A 13,410-nucleotide genomic window follows, 5' to 3' on the forward strand; every position below is an offset into this window, starting at 1 on the left:
CAGTCCTGATGGGATTGGTGCGGGGTGGGTCAGAAGCGTTTGACGAGACTGACCGAGCGGTCGGTGACGGTGAAGCCGAGGCTCTGGTAGAGGCCGAGGGCGCCGGTGGGGCTTTCGGCGTCGACGTCGAGTACGGCGTGGTCGAGGCCCTCCGCCCGCAGCGCCCTCAGCACATGGGCCAGCAGGGTGCGGGCCAGTCCTCGTCCCCGCGCGTCCCGCCGTACGCCGACGGCCGTGAGGTAACCGAACGAGACGCCACGCAGCGGCCACTCGTCCGGCTCCACCTCGACGAAGACGAACCCGACGACGCGTTCGCCCTCGTGGGTGTCCGGGGTGACGGCGAGCAGGGACAGGTCGGAACGGAACGCTGTGAGCCGGTCACCGGAGGCCCATTCGGCGGCGGTCACCGGCCGGCTGCCCCAGTGGTCCCGGAAGGAGTCGTTCATCGCGGATCTGGCCCGCTCCGTCCACTCCTCGCCGTAGGGCACGAGCCGCACTCCCTGGGCGGGCGGCGGCTCGGCCACCGGCGCCCCGAGATCACGCTCCAGCTCCAGCCACCACCGGACACGTTCGTAGCCGTGCTCCTCCAGGAGCCGGATCGCGGGAGTGGCGTGGTCCTGCGCGCCGGCGGCGAGCCAGCCGGGCAGGGTCGCGTCGCTCGCCGCGAGATGCTGAAGACCCCGGGCCTCCTGCCATGCCAGCAGCGCTGTTCCGATGCCTTCACCACGGCGGTCCGGAGCCACCGTTCCGGCCAGTTCCACCCGGACGATCGGCTCCTGGGCCGCCGGGGCCGTGGCCGAGCCGAAGGCGACAGCGCGGCCGGTGGCGTCCACGGCGATCACCGCGTCGCGCTCGGGGTCGAAGACTTCGCTGCTGAATTCCGCCTCCAGCTCGTCCCTCGTCACCAGCGAGCGGGGATGGTCGATCCTTCCGGCGGCATGCGCCAGGTCGAGGATCAGGCCGATGTCACCGGGGGTGGCAGGTCTCCAGGTGAGCCCGTCGCCGGCGGTGGGCAGCTCGACGGTTGACGGGGCGGTCACCCGGTCGCGCAGTGCGCCGAGTCCGGGGTGATGACGTGCGGTCCCACTCACGGGAGGTCCTTTCTCGGTGCTGAGTGCACCCGTTCCGGGGCTGCTGTGGCGATGGTCGGGCGAGGACGAGTCCGAGAGAAGCGACGGCCGTCGCGAGGTAGGAACTGGGAAAGACGATGGTGTGGAACACGCGGGCACGGAAGCGGGCGGCCATGGCGCCGGCGACACCAGCTCCGCCGACCATGACTTCGTCCGCCGCGCTGCGGACGGCGGGCCACCCGGACCCGGCGGAACCGTCGCGTGGTCCGGTATTACGACCGGCCTCCGGCCGCAGTGCTAGAAGCCGCGGCATGAGCGGGCCGTGTGGACAGTGGTGGCCGTGAGATAGAAGACATCCGGACGGCCGAGGATGCCGGTGCAGGTGTCGCTGTCCGCCAGACGCTCCAGAGTCGCGCGGTCCTCCGGCTCCAGTCGGTCGCCGATCTGATCGCGCAGCCGGGTCAGGTGCATCTGCAGATGCTCGCGCGCCGGCATTCCGAGGGGTGACGGGAGGTCGGTGAAGAAGCTGCGTGTCCCGCTGGGGATGAGCCCCGCGCGGGCCAGCATGGCCGGCCAGTCCTCCACCGTCCTCACCGAACCGGGCAATTGGTCGCGCATATCGCCGAAGGCGTCCTCCGAGGCGGCGTCCAGGCGGGCTTGCAGGCCTGGACGCCCCATGCCGATGTCACGCGGCAGAAATCGCGGGGGCAGCCCGCTTCCCGCGACGGCAAGGAGCCCGCCGGGCCGCAAGCAGCCGGCCAGAGAGCGCAATGCCGCTTCCTGGTCGCCGATGCGATGGAAGCCGTTTCGGATCCAGATCAGATCCGCGGAGTCCGGCGATCCGAACTCACCCGGGTTTTTCCTCAGTTGGGTGACGACGCGGCTGCCCATTCCCTGGGCCGCCGCACGCGAGCGGACCCTCTCCAGGATGCCGGGCGACCAGTCCACAGCGACAACCTCGGCGTCCGGAAAGGCCTGTGCCAGCAGACACGTGACCACCCCCGGCCCGCTGCCGATGTCCAGCACCCGGTGGACGGGTGTGCGTCCGCCACCGGTGGTCCGCAACAGATCCCGCAACCAGTCCATCGTCCGCGCGAGGGCGGAAGCGTGCAGACCCGCCTCGCGCTCCCGGTGCACACCCAGCACGTCCCACTCGATGTCCTGATCGTGATGTGAGTTCATGAGTCCTCCATTTCCAGCGGCACGGGCGGTGGACACCACCTGGGCTCAGCGAAGGAAGGGGCCGAGGCTCCGTTCCAGCAGGGGCTTCGGGGCGGCGCCCGTCCACGCCTTGGCAGGAGCACCGTCGGCGTAGACGACGAAGGCGGGGATCGAGGAGATGCCGTGCCGGTCCGCCAGCACGGGCTCCTCATCGACGTTGACCTTGACGACGTCCAGGACGCCCGCGTGCTCGGCGGCGATCTGCTCGACGACGGGCGTGACCCTGATGCACGGCCCGCACCACTCGGCCCAGAACTGGACCAGGACGGGGCGACTCGCCTGGAGCACGCGCGTGGGAAATGTCTGCTCGGTGACGCTGTCCACGGAACCTGCGGGCTTTGCCGCCATGGTGAAACTCTCCCTTGTCGGTGTGTTCGTGATTGCATGTGCACGGCTCCCGGACGACCGGGCCCGTATCTGCCGGCAGCCGGCCGGCCCAACGACCGTGGGTCAGCCGGACACTGCGCCTCGCGGGGCCGGCCGCGGCAAGTACTGCGGCTCCCGGGACGAAGAGCCGGCGTCCTTCACCGCCCGCTCGACGTCCTCCGCGACCAGGTCGTGGTTGAGGGCGAACGCGGCCGCCGCCCCCTGCCCCGCAGCGGTGATCACGAGCGCTTTCGCGTCGGATACGTTGCCGACCGCCCACACCCCGTGCACGCTGGTCCGGCCCGCGTTGTCGGTGGTCACCCAGCCGTTGTGGTCCCGCTCGCACCCCAGGCCGGTGAGCAGGGTGTCGTGGGGCACCATCCGGGGGAAGACGAAGACCGCGGAGCGGGGGACGACATGCCCCTCGGCCAGTTCGACGCCGCGCAACCGGTCGCCTTCTGTCACCAGGCGCTTGACGGTCCCGTCGGCGACGACGATGCCGCGGGCGGCCAACTGCTCGCGCTCCTCCGCGCCGAGGTCCAGGGTGTGCGAGAAGAACACGACGTCGTGCGACCACTGCCGCAGCAGCAACGCGTGCCGCACCGCGCCGGGGTGGGTACCCAGCACCCCTATGGGCTGGTCGCGTACCTCGTACGCGTGGCAGTAGGGGCAGAACAGCAGGTCCTTGCCCCACCGTTCCCGTACGCCGGGGATCGCGGGGAGCTCGTCCCGCAGTCCGGTGGCCACCACGATCCGACGGGCGCCGAGAACCGCACCGCCGTCCAGACGGACGAGGAAGCCGGGGTCGATCTGATCCACGCGGCTCTCGAACAGATCCACCCCGTAGCCGGCGACCTCGGCCCGGCCCACCGCCAGCAGGTCGGCCGCGGACATCCCGTCCCGGGACAGGAAGCCGTGCATGTGCGCGGCAGGAGCGTTGCGCGGCTCGCCCGCGTCCACCACCGCGACCCGTCGACGGGCCCTGGCCAGAACCAGGGCTGTACTCAGTCCTGACGCTCCCGCGCCCACAACCACCACGTCGTACACGCCCTCGTCAGGAGTGGCGCTCTTCGTACGGTGCTGCGCATCGTTCGTCGTACGGTGCTGCGCATTGTTCTTCGTATCGCTCATGGCGATCACCTCCGCCACGAGCGTGTACCTCCGATCAGGAGGCCAACAAAAAGCTTTGCCGTTTTCGCAAATCCTGTCGCCCCCCTGCCCCCGCGATCGGCTCCTCTCCTGATCCGTCTCTTCCGAGTGACATGTGCCTTACCGGGCCCTGTTGCGGGGGAATCATGTGATGACCGGTGCAATCCCGGCCCGGCCGGAGCACAGCTCACTGGAGGTAGTCACCATGAGTGCAGACAGCATGGATCAGGTGGATGACATGTTCGACCTCGATGTGGAGGAGGGCGGCGCGGACATCCCGCCGACCGCGCAGTACATCTACTCGACCCACTTCACGGCGGTCGCGTTCTCCACCCACTAGGAGGTGAGGTGGGTGTCCCTTTGCGCGTCCCCTCACTGCGGAGGGACGTCCACCCGCGTGGCTCCGGGCGAGCGGTTCGTGGTCGCCCCGTGGCCTGTGGCCGAGTCCGGGCGAGCCTTCACCACCCGCAACGGCGACCGGACTGGCTGCCGTCCGGGGGATGTTGTAGCCACCGGACAAGGCGAGGTCGGGTGGCCGCTCCGCCGTCCCGGAGGTGTCAGGGGAGCAGGACGTCGGCGACGGGGCGGCGCGGAGCGGCAGTTGGGGCGGTACGGGGGTAGCCGATGCGCATCATGAGTTGCGGCCGGTTCCCGCACGCGCCATCGACCGCGTCGTGGAGTCGGGTACGCGGCGGGCCGCCGAGCTGGCAGGGCTGGTTGGCGAACGCCGCGGCGAGACCGTGGCCCGTCAGGGTCAGCAGGGTGCGTTGCAGTGCCTGGCCGGCGATGAGCCAGGCACGGGGTTCATCGCCGTCGGTGCCGATGACGGCGACGGCGGGGGCGTCCCTCAGCAGTTGGCCCTGGCGCCGGCCGTAGAAGGGCCCGATGTCGAGCGCGCGGAGCAGGGTCCGGGCAGCGCCGGCAGCTGCCATGGGTACGCGGACGGTGAGGCCGTCCCCCGTGTCCGCGGGCCGGGTCCACGAGGCCAGTTCCCGGCGCCAGGCCCGGTCCGCGAACTGCCGCCGGCCGGCCTCCCCCACCGCGGCGGCGGCCGACCGGCGAGCGGAACCCGGCTCCAGGAAGGCCAGCCCGGCTCCTTCGCCGACCGCCGCGTCCCTGGCCGCTGCCAGCGCGGAGGCCGGCACCGGCCGTGCCGTGAAGCCGGAGCGGACGGTGCGGCGTCGGCCGATCTCCGCGTACAGCGGGACATCCCGCTGCGGCCCCTGGACCGTGGCGGGCACCAGCGCGATGCGGGCGAGCAGGCCGGGATCGGCGGGCTCGGGCATCAGGGTGACATCCGCGGTCAGACGCCGGTACGCGGCAGCCAGCCGGAGGTTGAACAGGGCGGCGCCACAGCTGATGTGCAGTTCCCGGTCATGCGGATCGTTGACCGGCAACCTGCGGGTACGGTCCGCGTACAGCAGGAGAGCGTCACCCCGGAAACGGAAAGCCCACGGCTGGGTGTTGTGTGAGGACGGCGCACGCACAGCCGTCCCGACCAGACCCAGCGCGGCATCGGGCCACCCCTCGGAATCCATGAACCCACCATGTGGCCGGCTGCGCTCCGCCGCCATCCGAAGGGCACCCAGAGGGCGTCAGGTCCGTTCCCGTAGTGGCCCGTTCCGGGTCGGGTGAGAAAGTCCTGGCGTCCGGGACGGCCGCGGGTGACGTCCCTGTCCGGACCGTCGACGGCAGGCCGGAGTCGTGCCGTTCACGGACCCCGAATGCCTGGCCGGTTCGCTGGTCGAAGGCGTGCCAGATCCGCTGGTAGGCGGTGCCTCGGCCGTGAGGGCCGGACCGGGATCGGATATTCGGTTTTCTGCCCGCCCATGAGGACACAAGATGGTGCGCATGACTCTGGCCACCCCCACGCTGCGCACCGCCCGCCTGCGACTGCGCCCCTTCACCGACGCCGACGCGGACTCCCTCTTCGCGCTGCACAGCAGCACCCATGTGATGCGCTATTGGGACTCCCCGCCGTGGAACGAACAGGCCCGCGCCGCGCGCTTCATCGCGATGTGCCGAAAGGTGGCGGACGAGGGCACCGGGGCGCGGGTGGCCATCGACCGTGCTTCCGACGGGGCCTTCGTCGGCTGGTGCGGTCTGACCGGATGGAACCCGGACTACCGCAGCGCGTCGTTGGGCTACTGCTTCGACGATGCGATGTGGGGCAACGGCTTCGCGACGGAGAGCGCGCATGCCGTGCTGACATGGGCATTCGACGCACTGGACCTGAATCGGGTTCAGGCTGAGACCGATACGCGCAACGTGGCGTCTGCCCGGGTCCTGGAGAAGATCGGATTCGTGCGTGAAGGGACGTTGCGGGAGGACTGCGTCGTGAACGGCGAGGTATCCGACTCGTGGGTGTTCGGGTTGATCAGGCGGGAGTGGCGGCCGTCGGCTGTGCCGATGCCGCCCCACGAAGTGCGGTAACAGTCCGCTTCCGGTAACGGCCACGCCCGGTAGGGGCCGCGTTCGGCAGGGGCCGCGTCCGGGTCGGTCGAGCAGTCCCTGACGGACCGGTCCTCCCGGGCGGGAGCGGGTGACGTCGATCGGGGGTCGCCGGTGGGCAGCCCGAACAGTTCCCGCGGGTCGTGAACCCGGAAGATCCGCCCGGGGCGCGGGATGCTCGACCGGCAGGCAGGCAGGCGGGCGGCCGGGCAGGCAGGCAGGGCAGCGGGCGGACAGGGGCGGTGGCCGGACACCACCCGAATGACCAGCCGGATTTGGCGCTCAATTGCGGATATGGATCCTTATCGTGAGCGTCATGTCACTCCCCAAACTGATCCGTATCGCCACCCGTGACTCGCCGATGGCCCTGGCCCAGGCGGAACGCGTGCGCAGCGGACTGGCCTCGCTGGCCCCTGACCTCACGACCGAACTCATTCCGGTCACCACGACGGGCGACACCTGGCTCAGCGACCTCTCCGAGGTCGAGGGCAAGGGCGCGTTCACCAAGGAGGTCGACGCGGCCGTACTGGAAGGCGAGGCCGACCTCGCGGTCCACTGCGCCAAGGACATCCCCGCCGATCGGCCACTGCCCGAGGGCATGGTCATCACCGGGTTCCTCAAGCGCGACGACATGCGCGACGCCCTCGTCCATCCCGGCGGCCTCCCCCTGAACGAACTCCCTCCGGGCACCACGATCGGGACCTCGTCGGTCCGCCGCGTCGCGCAGCTCGCGGCCTCGCACCCGCACCTGCGCTGCGTACCGCTGCGGGGCAACGCCAACCGCCGCCTGGACAAGCTCACGGCGGGCGAGGCGGACGCGCTGCTGCTGTCCGTCTGCGGCCTGCAGCGCATCGGCCGTACCGACGTGATCACCGAGATCCTGTCCCCCGAGACGATGTGTCCGCCCATCGGCGCGGGGGTCCTCGCCCTGCAGTGCCGTGAGGACGACTCCGCCACCATCGAGGCGGTCGGCGGCCTCAACGACCCCCGGACCTTCCGCGAGACCACGGCGGAGCGCATGCTCCTCCACATCCTCCAGGGACACTGCAACAGTCCCGTCGCCGGCTACGCCACCTCCCACCGCAACGGGGATCTCTCCCTGCGTGCCAGCGTCTTCACCCCGGACGGCAAGACCGTCCTCAACGCCCACGAATGGGCCGGCCAGCTCGACCCGGCCACGCTGGGCACGTCCGTCGCCGTCGCGCTGCTGCGCCAGGGCGCACGGGACCTGATCGACAGCATCGCCCACTGACCCGCCCCTTCGCCGCACACGGGCGCACGCCGCCGAGGTCGTCCGGCGGCGTACGCCTATGCCGTCCTCAGCCGGTCCGCCAGGACTCCGCGGCGTACTTTGCCCAGTTCGGTCAGGGGAAGGGCGGTGACCCTCTCGACCCTGACGGGCAGGTACGACTCGTGAAATCCGTATCGGGCCGTCAGATGGCCGCGCAGGGCACGCAGATCGGGAAGGACGGAAGCGACGACGACGGCGCACGGTACCTCGTGGCCGTCGGCGTCCGTCCAGGGCACCAGCACCGCGTCCCGGACTCCGGGGTACGTGAGCAGCGCGTGCTCCACGTCGGCGACCGGGATCAGCCACCGGTCGCCGATGCGTTCGGCGACCCGCCCCACGAAGCGCAGACCGCCCTCACCGTCGTGGCCCACCAGGTCACCGGTGTCCAGCCAGCCGTCGGCACACGTCGGCGACCAGAGCACCCGGCGGGTGTCCCGGTCGAGGGTGGCCAGGCACACCTGCGGCCCGCGCACCTCCAGCCGGAAGACATGCCGCGCCCCTTCTTCCCCTGAAACGGCCCCGGTTCCGGCGCCGGTCCCGTGTGCGGGTCTCAGCCGGATCTCCGCCGATGCGTGAGGCACCCCGATGCTGCGGCCCGCCCTGTGCGGAGGATCGGCCGGGCCGGTGGAGATGAGGCTGCTGGTCTCCGTCATCCCCCAGGTGTTGAGTACCACCGGACAGAGCGTCTCCCGTGCCGCCGCCAGGAGCAGGGGCGGCAGTGGGCCGGCCAGGCTGTGGACGACGCGCAGCCGGGACAGGTCGCGCGGGCGGCGGCGCTGTTCGTCGGTGAGGGTGCGCAGCTTCCTGGGCGAGGTCCGCACGTGGGTGACACCGGTCTCCGCGATGAGGTCGAGCCACCGGCCCGGGTCCCGGCAGTCGCTGTAGAGGGCCGGTGTCCGCAGATCGAGGGTGCGCATGAGCTGGCGGAACCCGCTGGAGTGGTTCAGCCCTCCGGTCGTCGCGCATACGGGAGGACCGGAGGCGCAGACCTGCCCCCGGTCGTACAGACCTGCCAGGAGCGTGTTCGAGCTGTGCGCGACCACGTGGCTCCGGCCGGTGGTTCCCGAGCTGAACAGCAGCGCGCACACGTCGTCGGGCGCGAGCGGTTCGCCGGGCTCGGCCGCCGTGCGCTCACCGTCGAAGCTCCCCCGCAGGCTCACCGCACCGGTGTCGGCCGCGTCTCCGATGACGATACGGTGCCGCAACCGCGGGAGCCGGCCCGACTGTTCGGCAAGCACGCGTGCGTGGGCGACACCACCCCACTCGTCCGGTACGGCACACGCGACCGCTCCGGTGGCGGCGAGTACCCGCTCCGTCTCGTACGGGCCGAACAGCAGCGGCAACGGCGCCACGACCGCGCCCGCCCGCAGACAGGCGACCATCAGCACCGCCGTCTCCCACCAGGACGGAAGCCGGCAGGCCACCACATCGCCGCGCCGTACCCCGAGTCCGCGCAGCGCCTCGGCGACAGCGTCGGCCCGCACGTCGAACTCCGCGAACGTCAGGCTGATCAGCCGGTTCTCGCGGCGCCGCCAGGTGAGCAGGGCGGTGGCTCCGGGGTCCTGCCGTGCGGCGTCGCGCAGACTGTCGGAGAAGGTCGTACCGCGCCACCAGCCCTGTTCACGGTAGCGGCGGGCGGTCTCCGGGTCCGGCCCGACCGCATCCAACGCAGCTCTCACAGAACAACCCCAGGCTTCGTCATTCGCTCGCCCCGGAAGCGCGGACGGCTCCCCTGTCCGGATGGGTGCCCATTCACTCAGGCCGAACCCATGCGCCGGCCGGCGACACCGCCCGCCGAAGGACTTCGGCTCGGTGGATCACCCGTTCACCCGTACCCCGTGAAAGTGATCCGGCCGAATCCCGGCGGCGTGACGCGGCCGGTGTGGGGTGCGCGGCGAACTCAGGCCGCGCCTCGGTCCGGGTGCTGATCGCGGTCGTCGCGGCTCACCTCACCCTCCGTCCGACGGACGCGGCGCCACCACTGTCTCTTGTCCGCGTCGCGCACGACCACGCCGAGTTCGGCCAGTTCCTTCCGCAGTTCCGCGATGTTCTTCTCGTCATCCTTCTCCAGAGCCTTGGCCCGTGCCCTGAACAGCGCATCTCCGCCGGCCGGGAGGCCCGGCATGTCCTCGACCCACCGCCTGTACGCGTCCCGGTAGGGGTCACCGTCCGGGAGCCACGGATATCCGTGGCTCCGAAAACCCTCCGCGAGCCGCTTGGCGGCGGGCAGGTCCGCGCCCTCGTTCTTGCTCTCGACGGCCAGTTCCTCACCCCTCCTGCCGAGCACCACCAGCCGCTTGCCGTCGAGGAACACCGCGTCGACCGCGGTCCGGGGGACGCTCTGCCTGGAGTCACCGCGTTCCGTTGTGACCTGGTCGTTCTGGATGGTGACGGTCACATAGCCGTGCTCGGCCAGCAGGACGACCATCCCTCCGGCCAGGGCCCCGATCAGCATGAGCACGATCGTCACCGCAGGCTCGGGGGCGTTGTCGATGAGCTCGACCGGTCCCTCCCACGGAATCCAGGGCCAGGAAGCCGCCCGGTTCGCCAGGAGTTTCAGCAGCCATCCGGCCATCGCCCCCAGGACCGGGAATCCTGCCGCCACCAGAACCCGGTCCAGCGTTCTCTGCCGAATCACAGTCGTCATGTCCGTGCCGGTCATGCCGGGCACCTTTCCTCTCGCGACGGGTCGGGAATCAATGGGCGGGAGAATCACGGGCGGGATGACCCGGCCGCGCCCCGCGCGCGCCACGCCGGCACCGACAGCGTCGTCCAGGCGCGCAGCAGCCACTCCAGCGGGCCGTAGGCGTGGTGTCGCAGCCACCATCGGCTGGCGACCGTCTGCGCGGCGAACAGCACCAGGGCGATACCCGCGACGCCGATGGGTGCGACGCGGCCGACCAGCGCGGCCCCGAAGCCGGTGAAGACCAGGGCGCAGACCAGGGACTGGCCGAGGTAGTTGGTCAGTGACATCCGTCCCGCCGGCGCGAGCGTGGTGACCACGGCCCGGCCGTAGCGGCCATGAGCGAGGCGCAGCACGGTCGCCGCGTAGGCGGCGGCGAGCAGCGGGGCGGTGATGACGTCGAGGCCGAGGGCGAAGAGCTGGTACGCGGTCTCGGGGTGGTTCAGGCTCGCGTCCGCGTAGACGATGCCGCCGAGCAGCCCGACCGTGAAACCGGCCCACTGGAGTCGGCGCAGGAGCTTCAGGTGACGTTCGGGGTCCGCGAGGGCCCGTCGGCGCCCGGCCGCCAGGCCCAGCAGGAAGGCGGCGAGCGCGGACGGCGCCTGGAAGAAGGCCAGCAGGAAGACGACGTCCGGCAGTTGTTCCAGGTGCGCACCTATGACGGATACCGGTCCGCCGCGCAGGGCCTCGGTCGCCTGTGCCGCGGCGGAGGCCGTGGACGGGGAAATGCCGCCCCCGCCCGTCTGACCGACGGCGAGCGCGAGGAGCCCGTATCCGAGGGCGGTGACGGACAGCAACGCGATGGCGATCCGCACCGCCGTGCGGGGCCGGACACGGCGCAGCGCGAACAGGATCAGGCCGAGGACGGCGTACAGGGTGAGGATGTCGCCGGGAAAGAGCACGACGGCGTGTACGACGCCGATCGCGAACAGGCCGGTCAGGCGGCGCAGGAAGCGCGGTGCGAACCGGGCGCCGCGCCGTTCGGCCGAGTCGATCTGCAACGTGAAGCTGTAGCCGAAGAGGAACGAGAACAGCAGGAAGAACTTGGCCTCGAAGAAGACCGCCACCAGCCCGCGGACGACGTCGCTCGACGGGCCGCCGAGACCGGGGTCCTCCAGGCCGGTGCCGTGGTAGGCGGAGGCCATGTAGGTGATGTTGACCATCAGGATGCCGAACAGCGCGAAGCCTCGCAGCGCGTCGACCTGCGCCAGTCTCACGCCGCCGCTCTGCTTCCGCTCCGCTGCCGTGGGGACGGAGCGCGAGGGGTTCTCCGTACGCGACCGGGCTCTCATGGGACTCCAAACTATCGAAACCAAAACGATCGTTCTCGCGACGAGCGTACTATAGTCAGCGGTAGGGGTCGGGCATGGAAAAGCGCACGACGGCCTTCACCGAGAGAAAGGGACGACCGTGGGCGAACCACAGAAGTCGACGGGCCGGGGAGGCCGTGGCACCCCCCGTCTGCGCCGGGAAGTCCCCCCGGGAACCGAACAACAGGTAGCCGCTCTGTACTGGGAGGCGTTCGGCCGCAAGCTCGGCATCGCCCTCGGACCGCCTCTGAGGGGTCAGGCGTTCCTCGCGTCCCATCTGCACCATGACCGGGGCATCACCGCACTCGACAGCGAGGGCCGGGTCGTCGGCATCGCCGGATACGACCTCGCGGGCCGTGCCCTGACCGGCGGATCGGCGCGTGACGTCCTGTCCGGCTACGGACCGCTCCGAGGGGTGCCGCGGCTGGCCCTCCTGGCCGTTCTCACGCGGAAGCCCGCCGAGGACGAGCTCGTGATGGACGGCATCTGCGTGGCGGCGTCGCACCGCGGTCTCGGCATCGGCGGCATGCTGCTGCGCGAGGTCGCCGCCGTGGCCGCCGAACAGGGCTGCTCCCGGGTCCGGCTCGATGTCGTCGATGTCAACCCGCGCGCCAAGGCCCTGTACGAACGCCACGGCTTCACCGCGGTACGCACGCAGCGGACCCCGTTCCTGCGGACACTGATGGGCTTCGGCGCGGTGACCACCATGCATCGTCCTGTCACCCCGAAGGACCTGAAAGACCCAGACGGCGCGGACGACGCGGACCGCCACGACGGCCACGACGGCCACGACGGCCACGACGGCCCGAACGAAGGAAGCACTCGATGAATCACAGGGACACACCGGAGACGGACCGCCCGGAGATCCCGACGCGGCTGCTGGTGCATGCCCTGGTCCGCGAGGACGGCACCGTCGACACCGGTGAGCTCTACGCCGTCGCCGGACTCCTGGGCATGACCGACCAGCAGGTCAGGCTGTGCGTCAAACGCCTGGTCACCGAGGGCCGGTTCACCCAGGAGGGCCGGGGACGCAAGGCCGTACTGCGGGCCGTGGCCGCCGGAGCGACCGGGGCCATCGCCCCCGACGCCGACCATGTGCGCCACGCCTACCGTCAGGACCACGGTCTCGCCCCCTGGGACGGCACCTGGCACCTGTTCGCCTTCGCCGTTCCGGAGTCCCGCCGCACCGCCCGCGACGCCCTGCGGGAGGCCCTGCTGCATCTGGGCGCGGCGCCCGTCCAGGGCGGTCTGTACGTCAGCGCCAACCCCATCGCCGAACTGGTCGAGGCCCACGCCCGACACCTCGGCGTACTCGATTCGGTCACCTTCCTCACCAGCACCGACCTGCGCATCGGTGACACCGACGATCCCCGGCTTCTGGCAGCCGCCATATGGCCCCTGGACGAGATCGCCGGCCGGCACGAACGCCTCGCCGACTTCGCCCGCGCATCGGCCGGCCACCTGTCACGGGCAGGGAGTTTGTCGGGGACCGAGCAGCTCACCCTGGCCGTGGAACTCGCCGCGGAATTCACCCGCGCCATGACACCCGACCCGCTCCTGCCCCCGGAACTGCTGCCCCGGCCCTGGCCCGGCAGTCGGGCCCGCCGGCTCGCCCAGGAGTGCTGGACCGCTTTGCGCGCCCTGCCCACGGCCCAGGACGCTCCCACGTCGCCGCTTCGTCTGTTCCGTATCTACGGCGACGCGATCGCTCCGCCCGCCGGGCAGTGATACGCGGCACCGAGCCCGAGGGCGAACTCGGCGACCGCGGGCATCATGGGCGCGGCCGGGGCGCGTGCCGGGGCGCGTGCGTAAGCGGCCGGTTGCGTTGGGCCGTCGCGGTACGGGCCGGGGGCCTCACTCCCGCCCCCG

13 protein-coding genes are annotated in these 13,410 nt (G+C 71.1%); 5 read left to right on the forward strand and 8 right to left on the reverse strand.

Annotation, left to right across the window (positions count from 1 at the left end; genetic code table 11):
- Nucleotides 1–29 precede the first annotated feature (29 nt).
- The 4 genes from ABT170_RS26375 to ABT170_RS26390 form a co-directional block, all read right to left on the reverse strand.
- On the reverse strand, nucleotides 30–1,091 hold the full coding sequence (locus ABT170_RS26375) for a GNAT family N-acetyltransferase (protein WP_351871321.1): 1,062 nt from the start codon (nucleotides 1,089–1,091) through the stop codon (nucleotides 30–32).
- Between the two features lie 276 nt (nucleotides 1,092–1,367).
- Nucleotides 1,368–2,252: a class I SAM-dependent methyltransferase gene (locus tag ABT170_RS26380; RefSeq protein WP_351871324.1), complete on the reverse strand. Its 885-nt coding sequence runs from the start codon at nucleotides 2,250–2,252 to the stop codon at nucleotides 1,368–1,370.
- A gap of 45 nt (nucleotides 2,253–2,297) precedes the next feature.
- A complete protein-coding gene (locus ABT170_RS26385; RefSeq protein WP_329943587.1) occupies nucleotides 2,298–2,639 on the reverse strand; it encodes a thioredoxin family protein in 342 nt (113 codons plus the stop codon).
- A gap of 102 nt (nucleotides 2,640–2,741) precedes the next feature.
- Nucleotides 2,742–3,788 carry an NAD(P)/FAD-dependent oxidoreductase gene (locus ABT170_RS26390; protein WP_351871328.1) on the reverse strand — a complete coding sequence of 349 codons (1,047 nt, stop codon included), beginning with the start codon at nucleotides 3,786–3,788 and terminating at the stop codon, nucleotides 2,742–2,744.
- A gap of 223 nt (nucleotides 3,789–4,011) precedes the next feature.
- Here ABT170_RS26390 and ABT170_RS26395 point away from each other — a divergent pair, with 223 nt between their 5' ends.
- On the forward strand, nucleotides 4,012–4,146 hold the full coding sequence (locus ABT170_RS26395; protein WP_329943585.1) for a hypothetical protein: 135 nt from the start codon (nucleotides 4,012–4,014) through the stop codon (nucleotides 4,144–4,146).
- A gap of 217 nt (nucleotides 4,147–4,363) precedes the next feature.
- Here ABT170_RS26395 and ABT170_RS26400 read toward each other — a convergent pair whose 3' ends face one another.
- Nucleotides 4,364–5,344: an Acg family FMN-binding oxidoreductase gene (locus tag ABT170_RS26400; RefSeq protein WP_351871331.1), complete on the reverse strand. Its 981-nt coding sequence runs from the start codon at nucleotides 5,342–5,344 to the stop codon at nucleotides 4,364–4,366.
- Between the two features lie 313 nt (nucleotides 5,345–5,657).
- Here ABT170_RS26400 and ABT170_RS26405 point away from each other — a divergent pair, with 313 nt between their 5' ends.
- Nucleotides 5,658–6,239 carry a GNAT family N-acetyltransferase gene (locus ABT170_RS26405; RefSeq protein ID WP_329943583.1) on the forward strand — a complete coding sequence of 194 codons (582 nt, stop codon included), beginning with the start codon at nucleotides 5,658–5,660 and terminating at the stop codon, nucleotides 6,237–6,239.
- A 334-nt stretch (nucleotides 6,240–6,573) separates the two neighbouring features.
- Entirely contained in the window at nucleotides 6,574–7,509 is a 936-nt protein-coding gene (hemC, locus tag ABT170_RS26410; protein WP_351871334.1) for a hydroxymethylbilane synthase, read from the forward strand.
- Between the two features lie 56 nt (nucleotides 7,510–7,565).
- Here the strand turns inward: hemC and ABT170_RS26415 are convergent, their stop codons facing one another.
- The 3 genes from ABT170_RS26415 to ABT170_RS26425 all read right to left on the reverse strand — a co-directional run bounded on the left by ABT170_RS26415 (nucleotide 7,566) and on the right by ABT170_RS26425 (nucleotide 11,523).
- A complete protein-coding gene (locus ABT170_RS26415; protein ID WP_351871337.1) occupies nucleotides 7,566–9,227 on the reverse strand; it encodes an AMP-binding protein in 1,662 nt (553 codons plus the stop codon).
- Between the two features lie 221 nt (nucleotides 9,228–9,448).
- Nucleotides 9,449–10,195: a YqeB family protein gene (locus ABT170_RS26420; RefSeq protein WP_351871340.1), complete on the reverse strand. Its 747-nt coding sequence runs from the start codon at nucleotides 10,193–10,195 to the stop codon at nucleotides 9,449–9,451.
- A 65-nt stretch (nucleotides 10,196–10,260) separates the two neighbouring features.
- Nucleotides 10,261–11,523 carry a DUF418 domain-containing protein gene (locus ABT170_RS26425; RefSeq protein ID WP_329943579.1) on the reverse strand — a complete coding sequence of 421 codons (1,263 nt, stop codon included), beginning with the start codon at nucleotides 11,521–11,523 and terminating at the stop codon, nucleotides 10,261–10,263.
- A gap of 118 nt (nucleotides 11,524–11,641) precedes the next feature.
- Here ABT170_RS26425 and ABT170_RS26430 point away from each other — a divergent pair, with 118 nt between their 5' ends.
- Together ABT170_RS26430 and ABT170_RS26435 are read left to right on the forward strand one after the other, a co-directional pair.
- Complete coding sequence (locus tag ABT170_RS26430; RefSeq protein ID WP_329943578.1) at nucleotides 11,642–12,370, forward strand: GNAT family N-acetyltransferase; 729 nt, start codon at nucleotides 11,642–11,644, stop codon at nucleotides 12,368–12,370.
- A complete protein-coding gene (locus tag ABT170_RS26435) occupies nucleotides 12,367–13,269 on the forward strand; it encodes a PaaX family transcriptional regulator C-terminal domain-containing protein (protein ID WP_351871344.1) in 903 nt (300 codons plus the stop codon). Before ABT170_RS26430 ends, ABT170_RS26435 begins: the two co-directional genes overlap by 4 nt.
- The last annotated feature ends 141 nt before the right edge of the window (nucleotides 13,270–13,410 follow it).

This window comes from Streptomyces sp. NPDC001787 (assembly GCF_040297465.1).
Classification (GTDB): Bacteria; Actinomycetota; Actinomycetes; order Streptomycetales; family Streptomycetaceae; genus Streptomyces.

Coding starts and splice junctions, on each gene's coding strand:
- ABT170_RS26425 (WP_329943579.1), bottom strand. CDS start 11,523: ATGAGAGCCCGGTCGCGTACGGAGAACCCCTCGCGCTCCGTCCCCACG.
- ABT170_RS26380 (WP_351871324.1), bottom strand. CDS start 2,252: ATGAACTCACATCACGATCAGGACATCGAGTGGGACGTGCTGGGTGTG.
- ABT170_RS26435 (WP_351871344.1), top strand. CDS start 12,367: ATGAATCACAGGGACACACCGGAGACGGACCGCCCGGAGATCCCGACG.
- ABT170_RS26390 (WP_351871328.1), bottom strand. CDS start 3,788: ATGAGCGATACGAAGAACAATGCGCAGCACCGTACGACGAACGATGCG.
- hemC (WP_351871334.1), top strand. CDS start 6,574: ATGTCACTCCCCAAACTGATCCGTATCGCCACCCGTGACTCGCCGATG.
- ABT170_RS26400 (WP_351871331.1), bottom strand. CDS start 5,344: ATGGATTCCGAGGGGTGGCCCGATGCCGCGCTGGGTCTGGTCGGGACG.
- ABT170_RS26395 (WP_329943585.1), top strand. CDS start 4,012: ATGAGTGCAGACAGCATGGATCAGGTGGATGACATGTTCGACCTCGAT.
- ABT170_RS26405 (WP_329943583.1), top strand. CDS start 5,658: ATGACTCTGGCCACCCCCACGCTGCGCACCGCCCGCCTGCGACTGCGC.
- ABT170_RS26385 (WP_329943587.1), bottom strand. CDS start 2,639: ATGGCGGCAAAGCCCGCAGGTTCCGTGGACAGCGTCACCGAGCAGACA.
- ABT170_RS26420 (WP_351871340.1), bottom strand. CDS start 10,195: ATGACGACTGTGATTCGGCAGAGAACGCTGGACCGGGTTCTGGTGGCG.